Origin of the sequence: Aminobacter sp. AP02 (assembly GCF_003148805.1) — a bacterium.
In the GTDB taxonomy this organism is placed as follows: Bacteria; Pseudomonadota; Alphaproteobacteria; order Rhizobiales; family Rhizobiaceae; genus Aminobacter.
Genome location: NZ_QGGX01000005.1, coordinates 279,225 through 299,880 on the forward strand (window position 1 = coordinate 279,225; position 20,656 = coordinate 299,880).

Below are 20,656 nucleotides of genomic sequence, written 5' to 3' on the forward strand. Positions count from 1 at the left end.
GCGATGGTTGTCCTTGCGCTCAACGCCGGCTCGTCGAGCCTCAAGTTCGGTGTGTTCAAGGCTTTGTCGAAAGGCGACGTCGAGCCGCTCATACGTGGCGTTTTCGATGGTCTTGCCGATTCTCCGCGCTTGTCAGTGAAGGACGCAACCGGGCACGTTCTTGCCGACAGGCCTCTCAGCGTGCCCGACAGGTCGACGGGCGTGTTGTTGCGGGAGCTTTTCTCTCTTCTTGATCCGCTGCTCGGCGGCGAGCAGATCGAAGCGGTTGGGCATCGAATCGTCCATGGCGGCAGCCGCTTCGTAGCTCCCGTTCACCTGACGAATGAGGTCATCGCGGCGCTGGACGCGTTGACGCCAATTGCTCCCCTGCATCAGCCCGCGAGCCTGGGGGCGGTCAGGGCGTTGGCCGAGCTGCGGCCGGACCTGTTGCAGATCGGCTGTTTCGACACGGCATTCCACAGCACGCTCGCACCGCCTGCCAGCCGCTATGCCATTCCGCGCGAATATGAAGAGATGGGATTGCGACGCTACGGCTTTCACGGCCTGTCCTACGAGTTCATTGCCCGCCAACTGTGCGAAATCGCACCGGCGCCGTCGGCCAGGAAAACCGTTGTTGCGCATCTGGGCAGCGGTTGCAGCCTGTGCGCGATGGTCGACGGCAAAAGTCGCGACACGACCATGGGCTTCACCGCTCTGGATGGCCTGGTGATGGCGACACGATCCGGGGCGATCGACCCGGGTATTATCCTCTACCTTCAGCAAGCCTTGGGAATGTCGGTCAAGGAGGTCGAGCAACTGCTCTACCGCCGTTCGGGATTGATCGGCGTGTCCGGCATTTCGGGAGACACGCGCGTACTGCTTGCCAGTGACGATCCGCGTGCCGCCGAAGCGCTCGACCTGTTTGTGTTCAGTATCGCACGCAACATCGCGGCGATGGCCAGCACGCTCCAGGGACTTGAACTGCTGGTCTTTACCGGGGGCGTGGGCGAGCATGCCGGTGAAATCAGAAAAGGGATCTGCGATCGTCTCGGCTGGCTAGGGGTAAGGCTTGATCCGTCAGCCAGTGCCGAAATCATCAGCCTGTCTGACAGTAAGGTGGAGGTTCGGGTGATCGCCACCAATGAGGAGATGACGATCGCCCGTCAGACTTGCGAGCTGCTCGGCGAGATGGCGGGCGGGTAATCGCCTAGGCCAGCGACTTTTGATGCCGCAGCAGCATGCCGAACAGGTCGCGCGGCTCGTCCGGGTCGGCGAGCAGGTCAAGCTCCTCATAGCGCTTGGTGCTGCGAAGCTGGTCGCGGACATAGCGAAGCGCTGAGAAGTCCTCGATCGCGAACCCGACCGAATCGAACAGCGTGATCTGCCGCTCGTCCGTGCGGCCAACCGTCTGCCCGGTGATCACCTGCCAGAGTTCGGTGACGGGATAGTTGGCGTCGAGCTGCTGGATCTCGCCTTCGATGCGGGTCTGCGGCGGATATTCGACAATGATTTTGGAACGCAAAAGAATGTCGCGGTGCAGTTCAGTCTTGCCGGGGCAGTCGCCGCCGACGGCGTTGATATGGACACCTGTGCCGACCATGTTGTCGGTGAGGATCGTCGCATACTGCTTGTCGGCGGTGACGGTGGTGATGATCTGCGATCCTTCCACTGCTTCCTGGCCGGTTGTGCAGATGGTGATCTCGAAGCCGAGCCCGTCGAGGTTGCGCGCGCATTTGCGGCTTGCCTCGACGTCGATGTCGTAAAGGCGCAGCTTGTTGACGCCGAGCAGCGCCTTGAAGGCCAATGCCTGAAATTCGGACTGGGCGCCGTTGCCGATGATCGCCATGGTGTCCGAGGCTTTTGGCGCCAGGTACTTCGCTGCTACCGCTGAAGTGGCGGCGGTGCGCAAGGCGGTCAGGATGGTCATCTCGGTCAGCAACTTCGGATAGCCCGAACCGACATCGGCGAGTACGCCGAATGCCGTTACGGTCTGACGGCCGTCACGCGTATTCTTGGGGTGGCCGTTGACATATTTGAAGCCGTACAACTGGCCGTCGCTGGTCGGCATCAGCTCGATGACGCCGTCGTGGCTATGCGAGGCAAGCCGGGGCGTCTTGTCGAAGAGCTCCCAGCGCTTGAAATCCTCTTCGATGTAGCCGGCGAGGTCGGTGAGGAAACGGTCGACGCCGATATCCAGAACCAGCTTCATCATGTTGTCGACGCTGACGAAGGGCACGATGTTGAGGTTGGCGATAGGCATCAGAAGCTCCTTGTCGGGCGGTCCATGATACGCCGGCCCATCAGCGAGGCCGTCAGGTCGACCATCAGGCTGGCCGTGCGTCCGCGTTCGTCGAGGAACGGGTTGAGTTCGACGAGGTCGAGGCTGGAGACAAGGCCGCTGTCGTGCAGCATCTCCATCGCCAGATGGGCCTCGCGGAACGTGGCGCCGCCCGGCACAGTCGTGCCGACGGCTGGCGCAATGGAGGGATCGAGGAAATCGACGTCGAGGCTGACGTGCAGGAGCCCGTTTTCGGCCGCGACGCGCTCGAGAAACGCCCGCAGCAGCGGTGCGATGCCATATTCGTCGATCGTGCGCATGTCGTGGACGGTGACGCCTGCCTGCATCAGTGCCAGGCGCTCGGCCGGGTCGACGCTGCGGATGCCGAGCGTGCAGATACGCTTCGGATCGACCTTGGCAGAAAGGGTCGGGAAATAGCCGTCGAACCCAGGAAGGCCGCTCGCATAGGCAAGCGGCACGCCATGCAGGTTGCCGCTGGCCGTTGTGTCGAGCGTGTGGAAATCCGGATGGGCGTCGAGCCAAAGCACGAACAATGGCCGGCCGCGTTCGGTGGCACGCCGCGCGACACCAGAGAGCGTGCCGGCGGTGATGCTATGGTCGCCACCCAGGAAGATGGGCATGCCGTCGGCGCTCGCGGCATAGGCGGCGTCGGCGATGGCAGCCGTCCAGGCTGCGATCTCGGGCAGCGACTTGAGCGCGCCGTTTTTGTGTTCAGCGACCTCGAAAGGCTGCGGAACGACCGTACCCAGATCGGTGAGGCTATGGCCCAATTCGGTCAGTGCGGCGGCGAGGCCTGCCGTGCGCAGCGCGCTCGGCCCCATCTCGCAGCCCATGCGGCCGGCTCCATCCTGAACCGGTGCTCCCAAAATCTTGCAGTGCATTCGTTGCCGTCCATGTGAAAGGAACGTGCATTGAACAGGCACCGCCTGGCAAAATGAAGCGCTTGAAGTGACAAGTTTGATATGAGATTTGTGCATTATGTAGGCCAGATTGCACAAAATGGAACCAAGATGGACGATTTGGACAAACGGCTGGTAACGCTGCTTCGCCATCAGGGACGACGCAGCATTTCAGATCTGGCTGTCGATCTCGGCGTATCGCGCGCCACGGTGCGCACGCGCATGGAGCGCCTGGAGAAGTCTGGCGACATAATCGGCTACACCGTCATCCTCCGGGCCGAAGCGGTGGGCCAGGCAGTTCGCGGTATCATGCTGATCGAGATCGAAGGGCACGTCTCCGACCGGGTAATCAGGGCGTTGGGTGGCTTTTCCGAAGTGTCGCAGATCCACACCACCAACGGGCGCTGGGATCTGGTGGTTGAACTGGGAACGTCGACGTTGACGGATTTCGACGCCGTCTTGCGCCGCATCAGGCTCATCCCTGGAATTACCGGGAGCGAGACCAGTATCTTGCTGGCAACGCCACGCAGCACCAAGGCAAAGCTGTAGAAAGTTGGCGAACGGCAGCCTTGCGGCCGAGCGATCGCAGTTTGCCAATCTGGACTGTGATGCCCGACCAAAATAAGACTTGGCCGCTAGGAATGACGTTGGACGGGACGAAGGGCGGCAGATGGACGTTGCGATCTATGTGGCGATTGCCGAAAATGGCGTTATCGGGCGCGACAATGGGCTGCCTTGGAAGCTTTCGAGCGATCTCAAACGCTTCAAGGCCGACACCATGGGCAAGCCGATCATCATGGGCCGCAAGACCTATGAGAGCATCGGCAAACCGTTGCCCGGCCGGGTCAACATCGTGGTCAGCCGCGACCCAAACTACCGAATCGATGGCGCGGAAACAGTGCAATCGGTGGAAGACGCCATCACCTTGGCCACAGCCAAGGGCCGCTGCATGCCTGGTGCCAATGAAATCTGCGTGATTGGCGGTGGCGAGATCTACCGCCAGGCTCTGCCGTTGGCGGACCGGCTGCATGTCACCCATGTGCTGGCCAGCCCCGATGGCGATACACGCTTCCCTGCAATCGAGCCGAACATCTGGGCCGTCGCCAGTTCACAGGACTTCCCCGCGGGCGAAAAAGACAGCCATGCGACACGCTACACAGTTTACGAGAAGCGCCGTGCGGTGCAATGAAGGTGCGCTTCATACATATGTAGTGAAATCAGAGGTACTTACGGGGCGTCGCGTTGAAAGCGCTTGCTCGCATCCCTATAGATGGTGTCAGTAATTAAGCGGCCATCTCAGGCGCGGCCGCCATTGTTTCGTAGTCGAAAGGACATTCATGCCCTGGAACAATCAAAGTGGAGGCGGCGGCGGCCCATGGGGCGGCGGCGGCGGTGGAGGCGGTGGCCCTTGGGGGCAGGGTCCGCGCCCGAGCGGCCCACAGGGTTCTCCTCCCGATCTCGAAGACATCATTCGCCGGGGCCAGGACAAGCTCAAGCGCGCGCTTCCGGGCGGCGGCGGTTCGAGTGCCGTGCTGTTCGGACTGATCGGTGCGGGATTGATCGCATTTTGGGCGTTCCAGTCGATCTACACCGTTCAGCCTGACGAACTCGCCGTGGAATTGCGTTTCGGCAAGCCCAAGCAGGAACTGTCGCAGCCAGGCCTGCACTTCCATTGGTGGCCGATCGAGACGGTCGAGAAGGTCAACACGGCTGAAAAGCTTGTCGATATCGGCGAGATTCGCGGCAACACGTCGTCTGGCCTGATGCTTTCGGGCGACCAGAACATCGTCGACGTGAAATTCTCCGTCGCCTATCAGGTCTCGAACCCGCAGGCCTATCTCTTCAACGTCTCTGAACCCGACATCATGGTGCGCCAGATCGCCGAAAGTGCGATGCGCGAGGTTGTCGGCCGCAGGCCGGCGCAGGACATCTTCCGCGACGATCGCCAGGGCATCGCCTCGGGCGTGCGCGACATCATCCAGGCGACGCTCGACGAGTATGGCGCGGGCCTTTCAGTCAACGCGATTTCGATCGAGGACGCCGCACCGCCACGTGAAGTGGCCGATGCGTTCGATGAAGTGCAGCGTGCCGAACAGGACGAAGACCGCTTCGTTGAGGAATCCAACCAGTATTCCAACCAGAAGCTCGGCCAGGCGCGCGGTGAAGCAGCTCAGGTCCGCGAAGACGCGGCCGCCTACAAGAACCGCGTTGTCCAGGAAGCCGAAGGTGAAGCCCAGCGCTTCATCTCCGTCTATGACGAATATGCCAAGGCGCCTGACGTGACCCGCAAGCGTCTCTATCTCGAGACGATGGAAAAGGTGCTCCAGGGCTCCGGCAAGGTGATCGTCGAGCAAGGCAACGGCCAGGGCGTGGTACCTTATCTGCCACTTCCTGAACTACAGAAGCGCGCTCCGGCGGCAGCGGGAGGCAAATGATGATGTCGAATCGTCTTCCCATCATCGGCGTCTTCGCCGCAATCATCCTGTTTCTGATCTGGTCGTCGATCTTCGTGGTCAATGAACGCCAGCAGGCGATCGTGCTGCGCTTCGGTGAGATCGTCGACGTCAAGACCGATCCCGGCATCTACTTCAAGGCGCCGTTCTCGATGTTCGATGCCGACAACGTGCAGATCATCGAAGACCGCGTCATGCGGCTCGACCTCGACGATATCCGCGTCCAGGTCTCGGGTGGCAAGTTCTATGACGTCGATGCCTTCATCGCCTATCGCATCAACGATGCGCGCAAGTTCCGACAGACCGTGTCGGGCAGCGTGGAACTGGCCGAACAGCGCCTGCGCACCCGTTTCGACGCGGCACTGCGCCGGGTCTACGGCGTGCGTGGCTTCGAAGCTGCGCTCTCCGAAGAGCGTGCTGCGATGATGCGCGAGGTTCGCGACCAGTTGCAGCCTGACGCGACATCGCTCGGCCTCGAGATCCAGGATGTCCGCATCCGCCGTACCGATCTCACCCAGGAAGTGTCGCAGCAGACCTTCGACCGCATGAAGGCCGAACGTCTGGCCGAGGCCGAAAGGCTGAGGGCGCGTGGCCGCGAAGCAGCACAGCGCATCCGCGCCCGTGCCGACCGCGAAGTGGTCGAGATCGTTGCCGAGGCGCAGAAGGAATCTGAAATCCTGCGCGGTGAAGGTGAAGCCCAGCGCTCCGCCGTATTCGCCGATGCGTTCAATCGCGATCCCGAGTTCTTCGACTTCTACCGGTCGATGAGCGCATACGGCACCGCGCTGAATGCAGATGGCACGACCATGGTGCTGTCGCCGGAATCGGAGTTCTTCCGCTACTTCCGCAGCCCGGATAGCGGCACGGCTCCAGCAGCCAAGGCAACGCCGGCTCCTGCCGCCGGTGCTGCAGGCCCCGCCACCAGCAACTAAGCAGTGCGGGACTTTATTGTCGCCATAGGCCTGGTCCTCGTTATCGAGGGCCTGGTCTATGGCGGCTTTCCTTCCGCCGCCAAGAAGATGGCGGCGCAGGCAGCCGAAATACCCGAAGCCGTGCTCAGGGTCGTGGGTCTCATCGCGATCGTCATCGGCGTCGGCATCGTGTGGCTCATCCGGGGATAACGGATGAATTGCGCCGCACCGGTAGCAATGGCCGCAAACAGGCCTTATTTGTTTTCATCATGACGCTTCGCGTTCGGACGGCCCGGCGCGATCAATGCCAAGACAGCCTCGGGAGGCTTCCCTGATGATTTCCACGACCCTTTTGCGTACCATGCGAAAGGCCTCTCTGGCCGCCACGACAGCGCTGATGATCGGCGCTGTAGCTGCGCCGGCCTTCGTGGCACCGGCTTACGCGAACGGCCCTGAATCGGTCGCCGACCTAGCGGAGGGCCTGCTGGGCGCTGTCGTCAACATCTCGACGTCGCAGACGGTGAAGGGCGGGGTGGACGGGGAAGGCGGCGAAAAAGCGGTTCCGATGCCGCAGTTGCCGGAAGGCTCGCCGTTCCAGGATTTCTTCGACGAATTCTTCAAGAATCGCGAAGGCCAGGACAATGGCGACTCGCAGAAGGTGCAGTCGCTTGGTTCCGGCTTCGTCGTCGATGCCGAGCAGGGCATTGTGGTGACCAACAACCACGTCATTGCCGACGCCGACGAGATAGAGGTGAATTTCTCCGACGGTTCGAAACTCAAGGCCGAGCTGGTAGGTACCGACACCAAGACCGATATTGCCGTTCTCAAGATCGACCCCAAGGCCAAGAAGCTGACGGCGGTGAAGTTCGGCGACTCCAACAAGATGCGCATCGGCGACTGGGTGATGGCGATCGGAAATCCGTTCGGCCTCGGCGGAACCGTGACGGTTGGCATCATTTCGGCGCGCAACCGCGACATCAATTCCGGCCCATATGACGACTTCATCCAGACCGATGCCGCAATCAACCGCGGTAATTCCGGCGGACCGTTGTTCAACATGGATGGCGAGGTCATCGGGATCAACACGGCGATCATTTCGCCGTCGGGCGGTTCGATCGGCATCGGCTTTTCGATCCCTGCCGAGATCGCGTCTGGTGTGGTTGATCAGCTGAAGCAGTTCGGTGAGACCCGCCGCGGCTGGCTCGGCGTGCGCATCCAGCCGGTGACCGACGACATCGCCGAAAGCCTCGGTATGGCAACGGCCAAGGGAGCGCTGATTGCCGGCATCATCAAGGGCGGACCGGTCGACAAGGGCCAAATCCTGCCCGGTGACGTTGTGATCAAGTTCGACGGGAGGGACATCGTCGAGATGCGCGATCTGCCGCGCGTGGTCGCCGAAAGCCCGGTGGGCAAGGCCGTCGACGTGGTGATCGTGCGCAAGGGCGTCGAGCAGACCGTCAAGGTGACGCTCGGCAGGCTCGAGGACGGCGAGAAGCTGGCCGAAGGCGAACCCGCCAAGCCGGAAGAAGGTGCCGACAAGGGTGCCCAGGTTGCCGCGGCAAGCGTGCTCGGCATGACGGTCGGCGAACTCAATGCCGACACCCGCGCCAAGTTTGGCATCGCCGCCGAGGTGTCGGGTGCGGTGGTGACAGCCGTCGCCAAGGATTCGGCCGCAGCGGAGCGGGGCATTGTCGCCGGTGAGGTGATCACCGAGATTGCCCAGGAATCGGTGTCGACTCCTAAAGAGGTGATGGATCGTATCGCCGCGCTCAAGGAACAGGGGCGCAAGAACGCATTGCTGATGCTCGCGTCCAAGACCGGAGAACTGCGGTTCGTGACGATCCGCATGGACTGAGTCCGGAAATCCCGGCAAGTCTCTGAGGTAAAAGAAAAAAGGCGGCTAGGTAGCCGCCTTTTTTCTTTGCTGCCATTCGGCTTGTGATAGCCGGTAATATACGTGGCGCTTGAGCTCCGGCTGAGTGTCCGGCACCCGCGGATGGTCGAAGTCGCGCGACGGATCGTGACGCATGGCCAGGCGCTTCATGACGGCGGTGGAGCGGTGGTTGTTCCAAACCGCGAAGGAGACGACCTCGCCAAGCTTCAGCGTCTCGAAGCAATAGGTGAGCCACGCTTCCGAGGCTTCGGTGACGTAGCCCTTGCCCCAGAATTCGGGCGCGAGCCGCCAGCCGATCTCCATTGTGCCTTTGGGGATGAATGGCGCGAGATCGGTAGGGTTGATGCCGACAAAGCCAATGCATTCACCTGTGGCGGCAATCTCGGCCGCGGTGAAGCCATAGCCGTCGCGGTCGATGTTGCCGCGGAGCCTGTCGAACAGTTCGTCGCTCTCCGCCCGGCTGCGGAGTATGCCGAAGAACTCCATCACCTGCTTGTCCGAATTGATGCGGTGGAAGAGCGCGCGGTCGCGCTCTTCCCAGTTGCGCAGGGTCAGGCGAGCGGTGCGGATCGGTTCCATCATACAAACTCGTCGCGGCTGTAGCCCTGGAGGTAAAGCAGGGCGGTCAGGTCTGAATTGTCGATGCGGATCTTCGCCTGGGCAGCCACCGACGACTTGGCGTGAAGCGCAACGCCCGAGCCGGCGAGGCGGATCATGTCGAGGTCGTTGGCGCCATCGCCCACCGCTATGGCATCGGCAGGGGTGAGGCCGAGGCGGGCGGAAATCTGGTTCAGCGCATCGGCCTTGGCGGCGCGGCCGAGGATCGGCTCCGAGACCTTGCCGGTGAGGCGACCGTCGGCTTCTATCAGGTGGTTCGCGCGGTTTTCATCGAAACCGAGCATCTTGGCGATGCGTGAGGTGAAGACGTCGAAGCCGCCGGAGACCAGTGCCGTGTAGGCGCCATGCGCCTTCATCGTGGCGACCAGCGTCTTGCCGCCGGAGGCTAGGGTCAAGCGGTTGTCGATGATCCGGTCGATGACCGCAGCGTCGAGACCGGCAAGCAAGGCAACGCGCTCGCGCAAGGCCGGTTCGAAGGCGATCTCGCCATTCATCGAACGTGCCGTGATGTCGGCGACGCGATCCTTGACGCCGATCTCGTCGGCAAGTTCGTCGATGCATTCCTGGTCGATCATGGTCGAATCCATGTCGGCGATCAGGATCTTTTTCCTACGGTCGGCGTTATCCTGAACGACGAAATCGATAGCTTCGCCGCCAAGGGCGGCCGCGAGCGCCCCTTGGGCATCGTCGGCGGAAAGTGTGGCGGGCAAGGCGATGTCGCAGGCGACTGCTTCGCCCAGCCAGACAATGCCGCTTGCACCGAGGGCGCGAGAGGCCTTATCGGCAAGGGACGGAGCCAGCAGTGCGCGGGCCGGATGGGAAATCAGCGTGGCGATCAGCGGCATCGAAAATTCCGGAAAAGGCGAGGGGCGCATCAAGAATGCGACCCTGATAGCCGGGCCGACCGCCAGCGGCAAGTCGGCGCTGGCGCTGCGCCTGGCCGAACGTGACGGCGGGGTGATCGTCAACGCCGATTCGATGCAGGTCTACAGCGTGCTCAACGTTCTGACCGCACGGCCGGGTACTGACGATTTGGCGCGCGTTCGCCACTTCCTCTACGGCCACGTGTCGCCGGCGACGGCCTATTCCACCGGCAGCTGGCTGCGAGACGTCGCCGTGGCGGCCGACAGCGGGCTGTTCGTGGAAAAACCGCCGATCTTCGTCGGGGGCACCGGGCTCTATTTCCGGGCGCTGGCCGAAGGCATCTCTGAAATGCCAGACATTCCCACCGAAATCCGCGACCGCTGGCGCTGGCGGCTCAACGAGGAGGGGGCGCCCAGGCTGCACCGGCTGCTGATGAACGTGGACAGCGCTGTTGCCATGCGCCTCAAGGCCAGCGACGGCCAGCGCATCGTGCGCGCATTGGAAGTGCTGGAGGCCTCGGGCCGTTCGATCCTGAAATGGCAAGCCGACAAGGGACACCCGATGATCGATCTCGCCACGGCGCGTTTCATTGTCATCGAGCCGGAACGCGAGTTGCTGATCACGCGGATAGATGCCCGTTTCGACAAGATGATCGAGCTTGGCGCCCTTGATGAAGTGAAGGCGATCACCGCCATGCGGCTGGCGCCGGAACTTCCCGCAATGAAGGCGATCGGCGTGCGCGAGCTGGCAAGCGCAATGGCCGGGGAGCAGAGCTTCGACATGGCAATCGAGCGGGCCAAGATTGCGACTCGCCAATATGCCAAGCGGCAATCGACCTGGTTCCGCAACCAGTTCGGGCCGGAATGGCGTCGCATCGGCGGCGAGGCTGGTAGGGACCCTGGCGCGGCTGATGCATAGGAAACGCTGCTAGGGATTAACCCTCCGTAAGGCGTGGCATGGCATAAAGCCCATAGGGGTTCATCAGGGGTGTCATGCGCTTTCACCGGGCTGAAGCCGCATTTTTCGTCTTTATCGCGCTGATTTTGACTGCGGCGCTGGCGATTTTCTATGCCTGGAGCCTGGTCGAAGGTCCAGCTGACGCGCTCTACATGCCCGGGCGGGTCGAGAGCATAGCGGTTCTCCAGAAATTGTTGCTCGTCACTGCCGTCATGTTGACCGGCACGCTTCTGTTTGGAATGTTCTTCATCTTTCCCCAGATACGTACGCAGGTGAAGGAAGGCGGCAAGCTGCGCGAGATGACGGCTTCTCTCAGCGCGCGTTCGCGCAATCTTGAACAGGCAGCCCTTACCGACGGGCTGACCGGGATGCAGAACCGGCGCTATTTCGACGATGCCCTGAAGGAATATCTGCAGGAATTCCGTCGCATCGATAGGCCGGTCGGCTTGATGATCCTCGACCTCGATCATTTCAAGCAGGTCAACGATACCTACGGTCACGATGCCGGAGACGAGGTGTTGCGATCGGTGGCCAAATGCCTGAAGAGCATGACCAGATATCACGACGTGGTAGCACGGCTCGGCGGTGAGGAATTCGCCATCGTCGTGCCCAACATGGACATCGAACTGTTGCATCGTGTTGCCGACAGGATGCGCAAGGCGATTGCCTCGCTGTCCATCGAGACGAGCGGCACCCAACTCAACGTCACCTCAAGCGTTGGTCTTGCCTTGTGGGACAAGGAAGAAACCGCCGAAGAGTTCTACCGCCGGGCCGACAAGCAACTCTATGAAGCCAAGCGGCAGGGCCGCAATCGAGTTTGCGCCTGACAGCCATCTCTGAATTCGTGGTGCCGCCCGTCTGAGTCGATTCAGCGCGCCCTGCAGACGCCTTTGCTCGTCGATCCGGTCAGATTGCGGACATAGCTGGACGTTTTCCACAGCCGAAAATCTGCCTGCGGCCCGGGAACGCCCGGCGCGGGCTTGGGCCTTTCAACGCTGGAATTCCTACCGTTGCAGCCCGGCAACTAGGTTTGAAAACCGTCGGAGGCGGGTTGCTAGGCACGCACGAAAGGCGATTTACGTTTTGTTCACCATCGCCTACACCCGCGATTCACCTCGCAAGGACCTGCCCCTCCGTGAACAGCGTTGCCGCCGACCCCAAGAAGTCCATACGCTTTCGCGCGCGCTCATTCGTCGCCTTCGCGCTTGTGCCGGAAGCCCCCCTGGATGAGTGGCTGCGCAGCCTGGATGGCTGGGTCGAGAACTCGCCGGGGTTCTTCGCAGGCCGGCCCGTCGTACTCGACCTGAACGTCCTCAAGCCGGAACCGGGTGAAGTTGCAGACCTGGTGTCGCAACTTACCGAGCGTGGCATTCGAATCTACGCTATCGAAAACAAAGCTGTCGATGCCATGGGTCCTGACCTGCCACCGCTGCTCATAGGCGCCAGGGAAGCGGTTATCGAAGAAGCGCCGGTTGAGCCTGCTTCGCCGCCCGAGCCTGAAGAGCCGCTGCCATCCACCACACTGATCGTGGAAGCGCCAATCCGCTCGGGCCAGTCGATCTTTCACCCCGACGGCGATGTGATCGTGCTTGGCTCGGCCGGCTCCGGTTCCGAAATCATGGCGGGCGGGTCCATCCACGTCTACGGCGCCTTGCGCGGACGCGCCTTCGCCGGTGCTTGGGGAAACCGCAAGGCACGTATCTTCTGCCGGAAGAACGAAGCTGAACTTCTGGCCGTAGACGGCTGGTATCGCACAGCGGAAGACATGGAATCATCCTCGCGTGGCATGCCGATACAGGCCTTCCTGGACGAAGGCGGTGTCGTGGTCGCGGCTCTCACCTGACAAGATTGGAGATTGGAACATGGCCAAGGTAGTGGTCGTCACATCTGGCAAGGGAGGCGTCGGGAAAACAACCTCGACTGCCGCGCTTGGAGCAGCCCTGGCCCAGAGCGGCAAGAGGGTCGCTCTCATCGACTTCGACGTTGGCCTGCGCAATCTCGATCTGGTCATGGGCGCCGAGCGGCGCGTTGTGTTCGATCTCGTCAATGTGACGCAAGGGGTGGCCAAGCTTTCGCAGGCTCTGATCCGCGACAAGCGGCTGGAGTCCCTTTTCCTGCTGCCCGCGTCGCAAACGCGTGACAAGGACGCTCTGACCGAGGAGGGCGTGGCCAGTGTGATCGCCAGGTTGCGCGAAAAATTCGACTATGTGCTGTGCGACAGTCCAGCTGGCATCGAGCGCGGCGCGCAGCTTGCCATGCGCTTTGCCGATGAGGCGGTGATCGTCACCAATCCTGAGGTGAGCTCGGTTCGCGACTCCGACCGTATCATCGGTTTGCTCGACTCCAAGACATTGAAGGCCGAGCAGGGCGAGAGCGTCACCAAGCACATTCTCGTCACCCGCTATGATGCGGCGCGCGCCTCGCGTGGCGAGATGCTCAGCATCGACGACGTTCTGGAGATCCTGTCCACGCCGCTGCTCGGGATCATTCCGGAGAGCCAGGGGGTTCTGCGCGCGTCCAACGTCGGCTCGCCGGTGACGCTCAACGAGCCCACGAATGCAGCCGCCCGCGCTTATGTCGACGCGGCGAGACGATTGCAGGGCGAAGATGTGCCCGTGGTTCTGCCGGTCGAAAAGCGAGGCTTGCTCAACCGGCTTCTGGGAAGGAGAGTGGCATGAGCCTGTTCGACCTTTTCAAACGTCGCCGCAGTGCACCGGTGGCGCGCGAGCGCCTGCAAGTCCTGCTGGCCTACGAGCGCAAGAACCGCAACCAGCCCGATCTCGTTGCCGTGTTGCGCGAGGAGATCATGGCGGTGATTGCCAAGCACGTTCAGGTCAGCCAGGAGGATGTGCGCATCACCATGGATCGCGGTGATACGACGTCGACGCTCGAGATCGACATCCACATTCCAAACGCAAGCGGTGCGGCCGCGCTGTAGCAGGCAGCGCTACGGCACATGCTGAAAGTCATCGGCGCCACGGCCACACACGGCCATGGCGGCCGGTGACCGGCACTGTCGCGACTGAGCCAAAAGTACCGGCGCGCGCAAACTTGCCGCTGGACGTCCTTCTCCAACGCAGCAACACTGGGCTAGGCCACCGCCACCGCGCGGCGGCGATTGCAGTGCGGAGGAGGAATGCGATGGATGATCCTGAGCGGTGGCGGCACATGGCGAGCGCGCCAAAGGATGGCAGCCGAATCCTTGTTACCGTGCGGCCATCGGAGCAGGGGCCAGCGGAAGTCGACGTGGCCTATTGGGCAAGGCCCGACACGGCCGGCATCGAAGGCTGGCGTGCCGCGGATTCCTATCCGGGTTGCGTGATCGGATATGCCGAGCCGGAATTGAAATGCTGGATGCCGCTGCCGAAGGCCAATCTGAGCAAGAATTCAGCTGCGATGCCTACTCCTTGGGAAGGCGAGGACGAGCAGCAATTGGACGGTTCGGGCATCTGACAGTCAGAAGCGGGCCCGGCCGTCGTAGCTCGTTTCAGGTCAGCTTTGCGGCGATCGGCCGCCAAATGTCGACGGGCGCAGTCCGAAGCGGGTCTCGAAGTCATCGTCGGGTTGCGGTCTGACAGGCGGCTTGCGGTAATCGCTGTCGCCGGCCTGGCGCTGGGCGTCAACCACCTCGGCAAATCCAAGCGCGGCAGCTTGTGGCCTGGGCACGTTGCGGAGCCGTTCGACCACGGTTGCCAGATCGACATCGTCGCCATTGCCGATCGTGGCCTCAGCCGCGCGCTTGCCAGTTCCGGGAATGAGTTCGCTCGAAAGCTTCTCGAATTTCAGACGCATGGTGGTGGCGACGCCTTCGCCGAAGGCGATGGCTTCGCGCTGGCCCATCGACGACAGGAATGATAGCGTCGAGGCGGAAGAGTCGGCGATCGCCGAGCGGATGATCGCCTGGTCCTGCTCGTTGGCAAGCCGCATGGCAAAGACAGTGGAGCATTGCGAAAGTATGGTGGGGTCGAGTTCGCCTGGACGCTGGGTGACGACGCCGAGATAGCAGCCATATTTGCGGCCTTCCTTGGCGATGCGCGACAGCGCGTGCCTGGTCGGTGCGAAACCGAGCCGGTGGTCGGCGGGCATATAGCGGTGGGCCTCTTCGCAAAGCAAAAGCAGCTTCAGGCGGCCTTCGCTCCACAATGCGAGATCGAAGGCGAGGCGGGCGAGCACCGAACAGACCGAATTGACCACCTCGGAGGGCATGCCGGCCATCTCGAAGCAGGTGACCGGACGGCCATGGGTCGGCACGCGGAAGATGTTGCCGATGGTCTCGTGAATGGTGTCTTCGATCAGCCTGGAATGGAACATGAAGCGGTAGCGCGGATCGGCCAGCGCCGATTCGATGCGGGTGCGCAGCGACTTCAGGATCGGCCGCTCGTTCTTGGATTCGAGCATGCCCATGCGTTCGTCGATCTGCTTGATCAGGTCGGCGATTCGGTAGGGTACAGGTGTGTCGGCGGTCAGCGCATCGACACCACGGCGCAGGAAGGCGCCGCCCTGGGGGCTGCGGTACAGGTTCTTGGCGACCGGGATGAGGTCACGCAGCACGTCGATCTCTTCGGCGTCGGTCTCGCGGCCGCGAAACAGCACCTCGGCGAACTCTTCGAGGCGGAAGAGCCAGAATGGCAGGTCGAGCGTATTCGAATCGACCTTGACGCAATGCTCGGGCAGCGAGGCGGCGAACTCGTTGTGCGGGTCCATGATCAGCACGCGCAGATCGGGCCGTGCGGCGATCGCCTTGCGCAGCAACAGCGAGACGGCGGTCGACTTGCCGACGCCGGTAGTGCCTACAACGGCGAAGTGGCGGGCGAGCGTCTCGTCGATGGCGATGCAGGCGTCGATGGTGTCGTCCTGCGACAATTGCCCGATGGTGACGGTGCGGCGGCCGGCGAGGTCGTAGACCGCCTGGAGGTCGCGGCTGCGGATGCGGTGTGCGACAGCACCGATGTAGGGATAGGCGGTGATGCCTCGATCGAAGACCGGGCGCTTGTCTAGACCAACATCTCTGACTTCTCCGATCAGTTCGACATGGACCTCGATGGGGTTGTCGCCCTGGCTGCTCCAGGAACGGTCCGATTTGGCGATCGAATAGACAAGCCCGATGGTGCGCGTTTCACCGAGATTGATGCAGATCATGCGACCAACGGTCCAGAGGCCGACGACGCCGGAGCTATCGCCCTCGGCGTAGGCGCTGATGATGGCACGGGCGCCGTCACATTGCACGACGTTGCCAAGGATACGGGCATCGTCCTGCTTGGGATCGCGCCGCTCCTGCGAGGTGGTCTCGCCACCAGCGGCCTGACGTTCTACGTACATCGGCTTCATGCCCCCATTCCCCTGGTCACGAAGCCTAGCGCAGGTCGGTTAAGGTGCGATGATGGCGCATGGTATAGGCAGGGTTAAACGCGTCGATCGGATTTGAGCTATCGGTGGATTGACGTTGCGGAAAATTTGTTCCGGTCCGGTTGACAGTTCGCCTTCTTGCGCATTAACGTCCGCGCCATGAATACGACACTCATTCTCGTAGTAGGATTGCGCATGGGCAAGGCGGTGTAACCGCCGGGCGAAATCCCCCCATGCGCAAATGTGAAGGCTCCCTCGGGGGCCTTTTTTATTGCCCGAAACAGGACTAACAGAGCAGCAACCGCCGAGAACGGCGAAGGAAAGACGGGACGGACCGATGAGCGGACATAGTGACAGCGGACGACGCGAAATGACCGGCGCCGAGATGGTGGTGCAGGCGCTAAAGGACAATGGCGTCAAGCACCTCTTTGGCTATCCCGGCGGCGCCGTCCTTCCGATCTATGACGAACTGTTCCAGCAGGACGACGTCCAGCACATCCTGGTGCGCCACGAGCAGGGCGCGGGCCACGCGGCCGAAGGCTATGCGCGTTCGACGGGCAAGGCCGGCGTGATGCTGGTGACGTCGGGCCCGGGTGCGACCAATGCGGTGACGCCGCTGCAGGATGCGCTGATGGATTCGATCCCGCTGGTGTGCATCACCGGCCAGGTGCCGACCTCGCTGATCGGGTCCGACGCCTTCCAGGAATGCGACACCGTCGGCATCACGCGGCCTTGCACCAAGCACAACTGGCTGGTGAAGGACGTCAACGATCTGGCGCGCATCCTGCATGAGGCCTTCCATGTCGCCACCACGGGCCGTCCCGGTCCCGTGGTTGTCGACATCCCCAAGGACGTGCAGTTCGCCAAGGGCATCTACTCGCCGCCGCAGACCGCGCCGCGCACGTCCTACCAGCCCAAGGTCCAGGGCGACCTCGACAAGGTCAAGGAGGCGGTTGCGCTGATGGCGGAGGCCAAGCGGCCGATCATCTATTCGGGCGGCGGCGTGGTCAATTCCGGCCCCGAGGCAAGCCATCTGCTGCGCGAACTGGTCGACCTGACCGGTTTCCCGATTACCTCGACGCTGATGGGCCTGGGTGCGTATCCGGCATCGGGCAAGAACTGGCTCGGCATGCTGGGCATGCATGGCAGCTACGAAGCGAACATGGCGATGCATGACTGCGACGTCATGATCTGCATCGGCGCGCGCTTCGACGACCGCATCACCGGCCGTCTCAATGCGTTCTCGCCGAACTCCAAGAAAATCCACATCGACATCGACCCATCGTCGATCAACAAGAACGTGACCGCCGACGTGCCGATCCTGGGCGATGTCGGCCGCGTGCTCGAAGACATGGTGCGGCTGTGGCGGGCGACCGCCAAGGCCGACAAGAAGGTGCTCTACCCGTGGTGGGAGCAGATCGCCAAGTGGCGCGCGCGCGACAGCTACGCCTACAAGGCCAACAGCGAAGTGATCATGCCGCAATACGCGATCCAGCGGCTTTACGAGAACACCAAGCACCTCGACACCTACATCACGACAGAGGTCGGCCAGCACCAGATGTGGGCGGCCCAGCACTACGGTTTCGAAAAGCCGAACCGCTGGATGACCTCTGGTGGCCTCGGTACCATGGGCTACGGCCTGCCGGCGGCACTTGGCGTGCAGATCGCGCACCCCGACGCGCTGGTCATCGACATCGCTGGCGACGCGTCGGTACAGATGTGTATCCAGGAGATGAGCACGGCGATCCAGTTCGATGCGCCGATCAAGGTCTTCATCCTCAACAACTCCTACATGGGCATGGTACGCCAGTGGCAGCAGCTGCTGCACGGCAACCGGCTGTCGCACTCCTACACCGAGGCGATGCCCGACTTCGTCAAGCTCGCCGAAGCTTATGGCGGCCATGGCATCCGTTGCGACAAGCCCGATGAACTCGATGATGCGATCAAGGAGATGATTGCGGTGAAGAAGCCGGTGATTTTCGATTGCCGCGTGGCTACGCTCGCCAATTGCTTCCCGATGATCCCTTCGGGCAAGGCGCATAACGAGATGCTGCTGCCCGACGAGGCGACCGACGAGGCGGTGGCCAATGCCATCGACGCCAAGGGCCGCGAACTGGTGTGACGGATCGCGTGCGGCCTTCATGCAAGGCCGCACAATCAATGAGTTGGCGCAAACGCCTGAGATCGAGATTCATCTTATGAACGCACAGCTACAACCTACCGGCTCCGCCTATTTCATCGCCAAGGAAACCGAAAAGCCGGAAAACCACACGCTATCGGTGCTCGTCGACAACGAACCGGGCGTGCTTGCCCGCGTCATCGGCCTGTTTTCCGGCCGCGGCTACAACATCGAAAGCCTGACCGTCTCCGAAACCGAGCATGAAAAGCATTTGTCGCGCATCACCATCGTGACGCGTGGTACGCCGCACGTACTGGAACAGATCAAGCACCAGCTCGAGCGTATCGTGCCGGTCCATCGTGTCGTCGACCTGACCGTCATGGCGCAGGAACTGGGCACCGGCGGCGCGCTGGCGCGGGAACTCGCCCTGGTGAAAGTTGCCGGCACCGGCGAGGCCCGCGTCGAGGCGTTGCGCCTGGCCGAAGCCTTCCGTGCCAAAGTGATCGATGCCAACACCGAGCACTTCATCTTCGAACTGACCGGCAAGGTGTCGAAGATCGAGCAGTTCATCGCCATCATGAAGCCACTCGGCCTGGTCGAGATCTGCCGCACCGGCGTCGCTGCGATGAACCGCGGCCCCCAGGGGATGTGAGACTTCTTTTGCTGGAATGAAAAAAGCCGCCGATGCGATGCACGGCGGCTTTTTGTGTTCTGAGACCGCTCTCGTAGAGCTCAGAAGCCGACGTTTTCGTTGATGTAGAACGTGTTGAGCAACGAAACGCGCGGACGCTCGATTGTCGTCTGGATCTTCGGGCGGCCGTGCCAGCTCATCTTCATCAGCGAGTGATAGGCCTTCAGCACGACGAAGGCGTAGCCGACATTGGGCAGGAACGGCAGGGTCTTGACCGGCTCCAACCCGTAGGAGCCGACATTCAGAAGCCCTTTCAGCGAAGCCTGGTAGAGGGTCGTTCCCAGGTCGCGCTGGCTCTCGTCGGCGGGGCAGTAGAGCTGCATCGTCACGACCTTCTTGCGCGCATCGGGATGCGGTTTGATCTGGTAGCCATCCTTGTCGCTGTAAAGGACTGGCTTGGCGACCAGCCGGAGATCGTCCACGCTCTTGACCTTGTCGCCACGCGCACGGATTTCCAGGCCTTCGTGAAGCTGATCGCGGATCGCGGCTTCGATTTCGGGCGATGTCAGCATCTGCGACACGGCTGCCCACATGTCGCGGACACCTGCATCGACCTTGCCGACATTGTCGCCATAAAGGCGCAGTGCCATGCGGGTGCCTGTACCGGTGATTGGGTCGTATCCCTCGGTGGGGATCGACTGGATCAGTTCGGCGTAGAAATCGGCGGGAAAGAAGTCGCGGAAGAAAATGTGCGGAAAGGGCAAGGAGAAGCGGTCGGACGCTCCGATACTGGTCACCGCGTGATCGATCAGTTCCCGTGTAAGACTATTAGCTGTCTCGGCTTTGGCAGTTGCTGACATTTTCTCCCCCGAGAGTCAGTTGCTGTTTGTCGTTTGACGTAAGGCCTTACCGGTTGGTCAATCAAGCCTTTTCGTTACGCTTTGACGCAGGAAAGGGCTCTCAAGCGCTGCCCGCGACGCCTTGCATCACCTTGGCTGGCATAGCCCTTAGGTATGATTTGTGCTCTTTACCCGCAACAATAAGGTCAATAATGCTGACATAAAACAAGGCGGCATTCGATGTCTTACGACGCATTCCTTGCACTGCTGGTCTATGCTTTCGTGACCTCGATCACGCCGGGGCCCAACAATTTCATGCTGCTGGCTTCGGGTGTCAATTTCGGCTTCGTGCGCACCATTCCGCACATGCTGGGCATCGGCTTCGGCTTTCTTTCGCTGCTGCTCGGCGTTGGTTTCGGTTTGGGTGCCGTTCTGACAGCCTTTCCGGCGCTGCATGACGGCCTCAAGATTGCCGGCGGTGCGTATCTGCTTTATCTCGCCTGGCGTGTCGGCATGTCGCGCTCGCTGGGCAAGGACGGTGAGACCAGCGCACGGCCAATGACTTTCCTGGAAGCTGCCGCATTCCAATGGATCAACCCCAAGGCCTGGGTGATGGCGGTAACGGCGATGGCTGTCTACACCAGCCCGGAAGCACCGTTTCTGTCGGTGCTGCTGATTTCGGGTGCCTTTGCGCTGGTCAATCTGCCGAGCGTGTCGAGTTGGGCTGGCTTTGGCATGGCGCTTCGAGGCTTCCTCGCCGATCCTGTGCGGCTCAAATGGTTCAACATTGCCATGGGCCTGCTGCTGGCCGCGACCCTGTGGCCAATGCTGAAGTGAGCATCGACTT

Annotated in this window: 22 protein-coding genes; 16 read left to right on the plus strand and 6 right to left on the minus strand. The window is 61.9% G+C overall.

The genetic code is table 11. The annotated features are described in order from the left end of the window. The first annotated feature begins 3 nt into the window (after window positions 1–3). Window positions 4–1,182 carry an acetate/propionate family kinase gene (locus C8K44_RS08655; protein ID WP_109575360.1) on the plus strand — a complete coding sequence of 393 codons (1,179 nt, stop codon included), beginning with the start codon at window positions 4–6 and terminating at the stop codon, window positions 1,180–1,182. A gap of 4 nt (window positions 1,183–1,186) precedes the next feature. Here C8K44_RS08655 and C8K44_RS08660 read toward each other — a convergent pair whose 3' ends face one another. Next, a complete protein-coding gene (locus tag C8K44_RS08660) occupies window positions 1,187–2,239 on the minus strand; it encodes an ornithine cyclodeaminase (RefSeq protein ID WP_109575361.1) in 1,053 nt (350 codons plus the stop codon). After that, a complete protein-coding gene (rocF, locus tag C8K44_RS08665) occupies window positions 2,239–3,159 on the minus strand; it encodes an arginase (RefSeq protein ID WP_109575362.1) in 921 nt (306 codons plus the stop codon). Before rocF ends, C8K44_RS08660 begins: the two co-directional genes overlap by 1 nt. 129 nt (window positions 3,160–3,288) lie before the next feature. Here rocF and C8K44_RS08670 point away from each other — a divergent pair, with 129 nt between their 5' ends. The 6 genes from C8K44_RS08670 to C8K44_RS08695 all read left to right on the plus strand — a co-directional run bounded on the left by C8K44_RS08670 (window position 3,289) and on the right by C8K44_RS08695 (window position 8,396). Next, a complete protein-coding gene (locus C8K44_RS08670) occupies window positions 3,289–3,726 on the plus strand; it encodes an Lrp/AsnC family transcriptional regulator (protein ID WP_109575434.1) in 438 nt (145 codons plus the stop codon). 121 nt (window positions 3,727–3,847) lie between these two features. Next, window positions 3,848–4,366, plus strand: coding sequence for a dihydrofolate reductase (locus C8K44_RS08675; RefSeq protein ID WP_109575363.1), 519 nt, complete (start codon window positions 3,848–3,850; stop codon window positions 4,364–4,366). Window positions 4,367–4,514: 148 nt separating this feature from the next. Next, window positions 4,515–5,612 (plus strand): FtsH protease activity modulator HflK, encoded by a 1,098-nt coding sequence (hflK, locus tag C8K44_RS08680; protein ID WP_109575364.1) that lies wholly within the window; start codon window positions 4,515–4,517, stop codon window positions 5,610–5,612. A gap of 2 nt (window positions 5,613–5,614) precedes the next feature. Then, a complete protein-coding gene (locus tag C8K44_RS08685; RefSeq protein WP_109575435.1) occupies window positions 5,615–6,562 on the plus strand; it encodes a protease modulator HflC in 948 nt (315 codons plus the stop codon). A 3-nt stretch (window positions 6,563–6,565) separates the two neighbouring features. After that, on the plus strand, window positions 6,566–6,751 hold the full coding sequence (locus tag C8K44_RS08690) for a DUF2065 family protein (protein ID WP_109575365.1): 186 nt from the start codon (window positions 6,566–6,568) through the stop codon (window positions 6,749–6,751). 124 nt (window positions 6,752–6,875) lie between these two features. Further along, window positions 6,876–8,396 (plus strand): DegQ family serine endoprotease, encoded by a 1,521-nt coding sequence (locus C8K44_RS08695; protein WP_109575366.1) that lies wholly within the window; start codon window positions 6,876–6,878, stop codon window positions 8,394–8,396. 45 nt (window positions 8,397–8,441) lie between these two features. On the opposite strand, the gene C8K44_RS08700 is transcribed toward C8K44_RS08695, so the two are convergent. Both C8K44_RS08700 and serB read right to left on the minus strand, forming a co-directional pair. After that, window positions 8,442–9,014 carry a GNAT family N-acetyltransferase gene (locus C8K44_RS08700; protein WP_109575367.1) on the minus strand — a complete coding sequence of 191 codons (573 nt, stop codon included), beginning with the start codon at window positions 9,012–9,014 and terminating at the stop codon, window positions 8,442–8,444. Further along, entirely contained in the window at window positions 9,014–9,898 is an 885-nt protein-coding gene (gene serB, locus C8K44_RS08705; protein WP_109575368.1) for a phosphoserine phosphatase SerB, read from the minus strand. Before serB ends, C8K44_RS08700 begins: the two co-directional genes overlap by 1 nt. Here serB and miaA point away from each other — a divergent pair. From miaA to C8K44_RS08735, 6 genes are all read left to right on the plus strand, one after another. Continuing rightward, window positions 9,888–10,835, plus strand: a complete 948-nt coding sequence (miaA, locus tag C8K44_RS08710) for a tRNA (adenosine(37)-N6)-dimethylallyltransferase MiaA (protein WP_109575436.1) — start codon at window positions 9,888–9,890, stop codon at window positions 10,833–10,835. The genes serB and miaA overlap by 11 nt on opposite strands. 74 nt (window positions 10,836–10,909) lie before the next feature. Continuing rightward, complete coding sequence (locus C8K44_RS08715; RefSeq protein ID WP_109575369.1) at window positions 10,910–11,701, plus strand: GGDEF domain-containing protein; 792 nt, start codon at window positions 10,910–10,912, stop codon at window positions 11,699–11,701. 308 nt (window positions 11,702–12,009) lie between these two features. After that, window positions 12,010–12,717 carry a septum site-determining protein MinC gene (minC, locus tag C8K44_RS08720; protein WP_109575370.1) on the plus strand — a complete coding sequence of 236 codons (708 nt, stop codon included), beginning with the start codon at window positions 12,010–12,012 and terminating at the stop codon, window positions 12,715–12,717. 19 nt (window positions 12,718–12,736) lie between these two features. After that, entirely contained in the window at window positions 12,737–13,552 is an 816-nt protein-coding gene (minD, locus tag C8K44_RS08725; protein WP_109575371.1) for a septum site-determining protein MinD, read from the plus strand. Continuing rightward, window positions 13,549–13,812, plus strand: coding sequence for a cell division topological specificity factor MinE (gene minE / locus C8K44_RS08730; protein WP_109575372.1), 264 nt, complete (start codon window positions 13,549–13,551; stop codon window positions 13,810–13,812). Before minD ends, minE begins: the two co-directional genes overlap by 4 nt. A 203-nt stretch (window positions 13,813–14,015) precedes the next feature. Continuing rightward, window positions 14,016–14,327: a hypothetical protein gene (locus tag C8K44_RS08735; protein WP_109575373.1), complete on the plus strand. Its 312-nt coding sequence runs from the start codon at window positions 14,016–14,018 to the stop codon at window positions 14,325–14,327. A 39-nt stretch (window positions 14,328–14,366) separates the two neighbouring features. On the opposite strand, the gene C8K44_RS08740 is transcribed toward C8K44_RS08735, so the two are convergent. Then, entirely contained in the window at window positions 14,367–16,193 is a 1,827-nt protein-coding gene (locus C8K44_RS08740) for an ATP-binding protein (protein WP_109575437.1), read from the minus strand. A gap of 364 nt (window positions 16,194–16,557) precedes the next feature. On the opposite strand from C8K44_RS08740, the gene C8K44_RS08745 reads away from it, so the two are divergent. After that, window positions 16,558–18,342 carry an acetolactate synthase 3 large subunit gene (locus C8K44_RS08745; protein ID WP_281062985.1) on the plus strand — a complete coding sequence of 595 codons (1,785 nt, stop codon included), beginning with the start codon at window positions 16,558–16,560 and terminating at the stop codon, window positions 18,340–18,342. 76 nt (window positions 18,343–18,418) lie between these two features. Beyond that, window positions 18,419–18,991 (plus strand): acetolactate synthase small subunit, encoded by a 573-nt coding sequence (ilvN, locus tag C8K44_RS08750; RefSeq protein WP_109575438.1) that lies wholly within the window; start codon window positions 18,419–18,421, stop codon window positions 18,989–18,991. A gap of 80 nt (window positions 18,992–19,071) precedes the next feature. Here ilvN and C8K44_RS08755 read toward each other — a convergent pair whose 3' ends face one another. Next, window positions 19,072–19,830, minus strand: coding sequence for a hypothetical protein (locus C8K44_RS08755; RefSeq protein ID WP_109575375.1), 759 nt, complete (start codon window positions 19,828–19,830; stop codon window positions 19,072–19,074). 219 nt (window positions 19,831–20,049) lie between these two features. Here C8K44_RS08755 and C8K44_RS08760 point away from each other — a divergent pair, with 219 nt between their 5' ends. Further along, window positions 20,050–20,646 carry a LysE family translocator gene (locus C8K44_RS08760; RefSeq protein WP_109575376.1) on the plus strand — a complete coding sequence of 199 codons (597 nt, stop codon included), beginning with the start codon at window positions 20,050–20,052 and terminating at the stop codon, window positions 20,644–20,646. The last annotated feature ends 10 nt before the right edge of the window (window positions 20,647–20,656 follow it).

Bases quoted from the DNA above. Each gene is read 5' to 3' on its own strand.
- C8K44_RS08655 (WP_109575360.1), top strand. From the start codon at position 4: ATGGTTGTCCTTGCGCTCAACGCCGGCTCGTCGAGCCTCAAGTTCGGT.
- C8K44_RS08660 (WP_109575361.1), bottom strand. From the start codon at position 2,239: ATGCCTATCGCCAACCTCAACATCGTGCCCTTCGTCAGCGTCGACAAC.
- rocF (WP_109575362.1), bottom strand. From the start codon at position 3,159: ATGCACTGCAAGATTTTGGGAGCACCGGTTCAGGATGGAGCCGGCCGC.
- C8K44_RS08670 (WP_109575434.1), top strand. From the start codon at position 3,289: ATGGACGATTTGGACAAACGGCTGGTAACGCTGCTTCGCCATCAGGGA.
- C8K44_RS08675 (WP_109575363.1), top strand. From the start codon at position 3,848: ATGGACGTTGCGATCTATGTGGCGATTGCCGAAAATGGCGTTATCGGG.
- hflK (WP_109575364.1), top strand. From the start codon at position 4,515: ATGCCCTGGAACAATCAAAGTGGAGGCGGCGGCGGCCCATGGGGCGGC.
- C8K44_RS08685 (WP_109575435.1), top strand. From the start codon at position 5,615: ATGTCGAATCGTCTTCCCATCATCGGCGTCTTCGCCGCAATCATCCTG.
- C8K44_RS08695 (WP_109575366.1), top strand. From the start codon at position 6,876: ATGATTTCCACGACCCTTTTGCGTACCATGCGAAAGGCCTCTCTGGCC.
- C8K44_RS08700 (WP_109575367.1), bottom strand. From the start codon at position 9,014: ATGGAACCGATCCGCACCGCTCGCCTGACCCTGCGCAACTGGGAAGAG.
- serB (WP_109575368.1), bottom strand. From the start codon at position 9,898: ATGCCGCTGATCGCCACGCTGATTTCCCATCCGGCCCGCGCACTGCTG.
- C8K44_RS08715 (WP_109575369.1), top strand. From the start codon at position 10,910: ATGCGCTTTCACCGGGCTGAAGCCGCATTTTTCGTCTTTATCGCGCTG.
- minD (WP_109575371.1), top strand. From the start codon at position 12,737: ATGGCCAAGGTAGTGGTCGTCACATCTGGCAAGGGAGGCGTCGGGAAA.
- minE (WP_109575372.1), top strand. From the start codon at position 13,549: ATGAGCCTGTTCGACCTTTTCAAACGTCGCCGCAGTGCACCGGTGGCG.
- C8K44_RS08735 (WP_109575373.1), top strand. From the start codon at position 14,016: ATGGATGATCCTGAGCGGTGGCGGCACATGGCGAGCGCGCCAAAGGAT.
- C8K44_RS08740 (WP_109575437.1), bottom strand. From the start codon at position 16,193: ATGTACGTAGAACGTCAGGCCGCTGGTGGCGAGACCACCTCGCAGGAG.
- C8K44_RS08745 (WP_281062985.1), top strand. From the start codon at position 16,558: ATGAGCGGACATAGTGACAGCGGACGACGCGAAATGACCGGCGCCGAG.
- ilvN (WP_109575438.1), top strand. From the start codon at position 18,419: ATGAACGCACAGCTACAACCTACCGGCTCCGCCTATTTCATCGCCAAG.
- C8K44_RS08755 (WP_109575375.1), bottom strand. From the start codon at position 19,830: ATGTCAGCAACTGCCAAAGCCGAGACAGCTAATAGTCTTACACGGGAA.
- C8K44_RS08760 (WP_109575376.1), top strand. From the start codon at position 20,050: ATGTCTTACGACGCATTCCTTGCACTGCTGGTCTATGCTTTCGTGACC.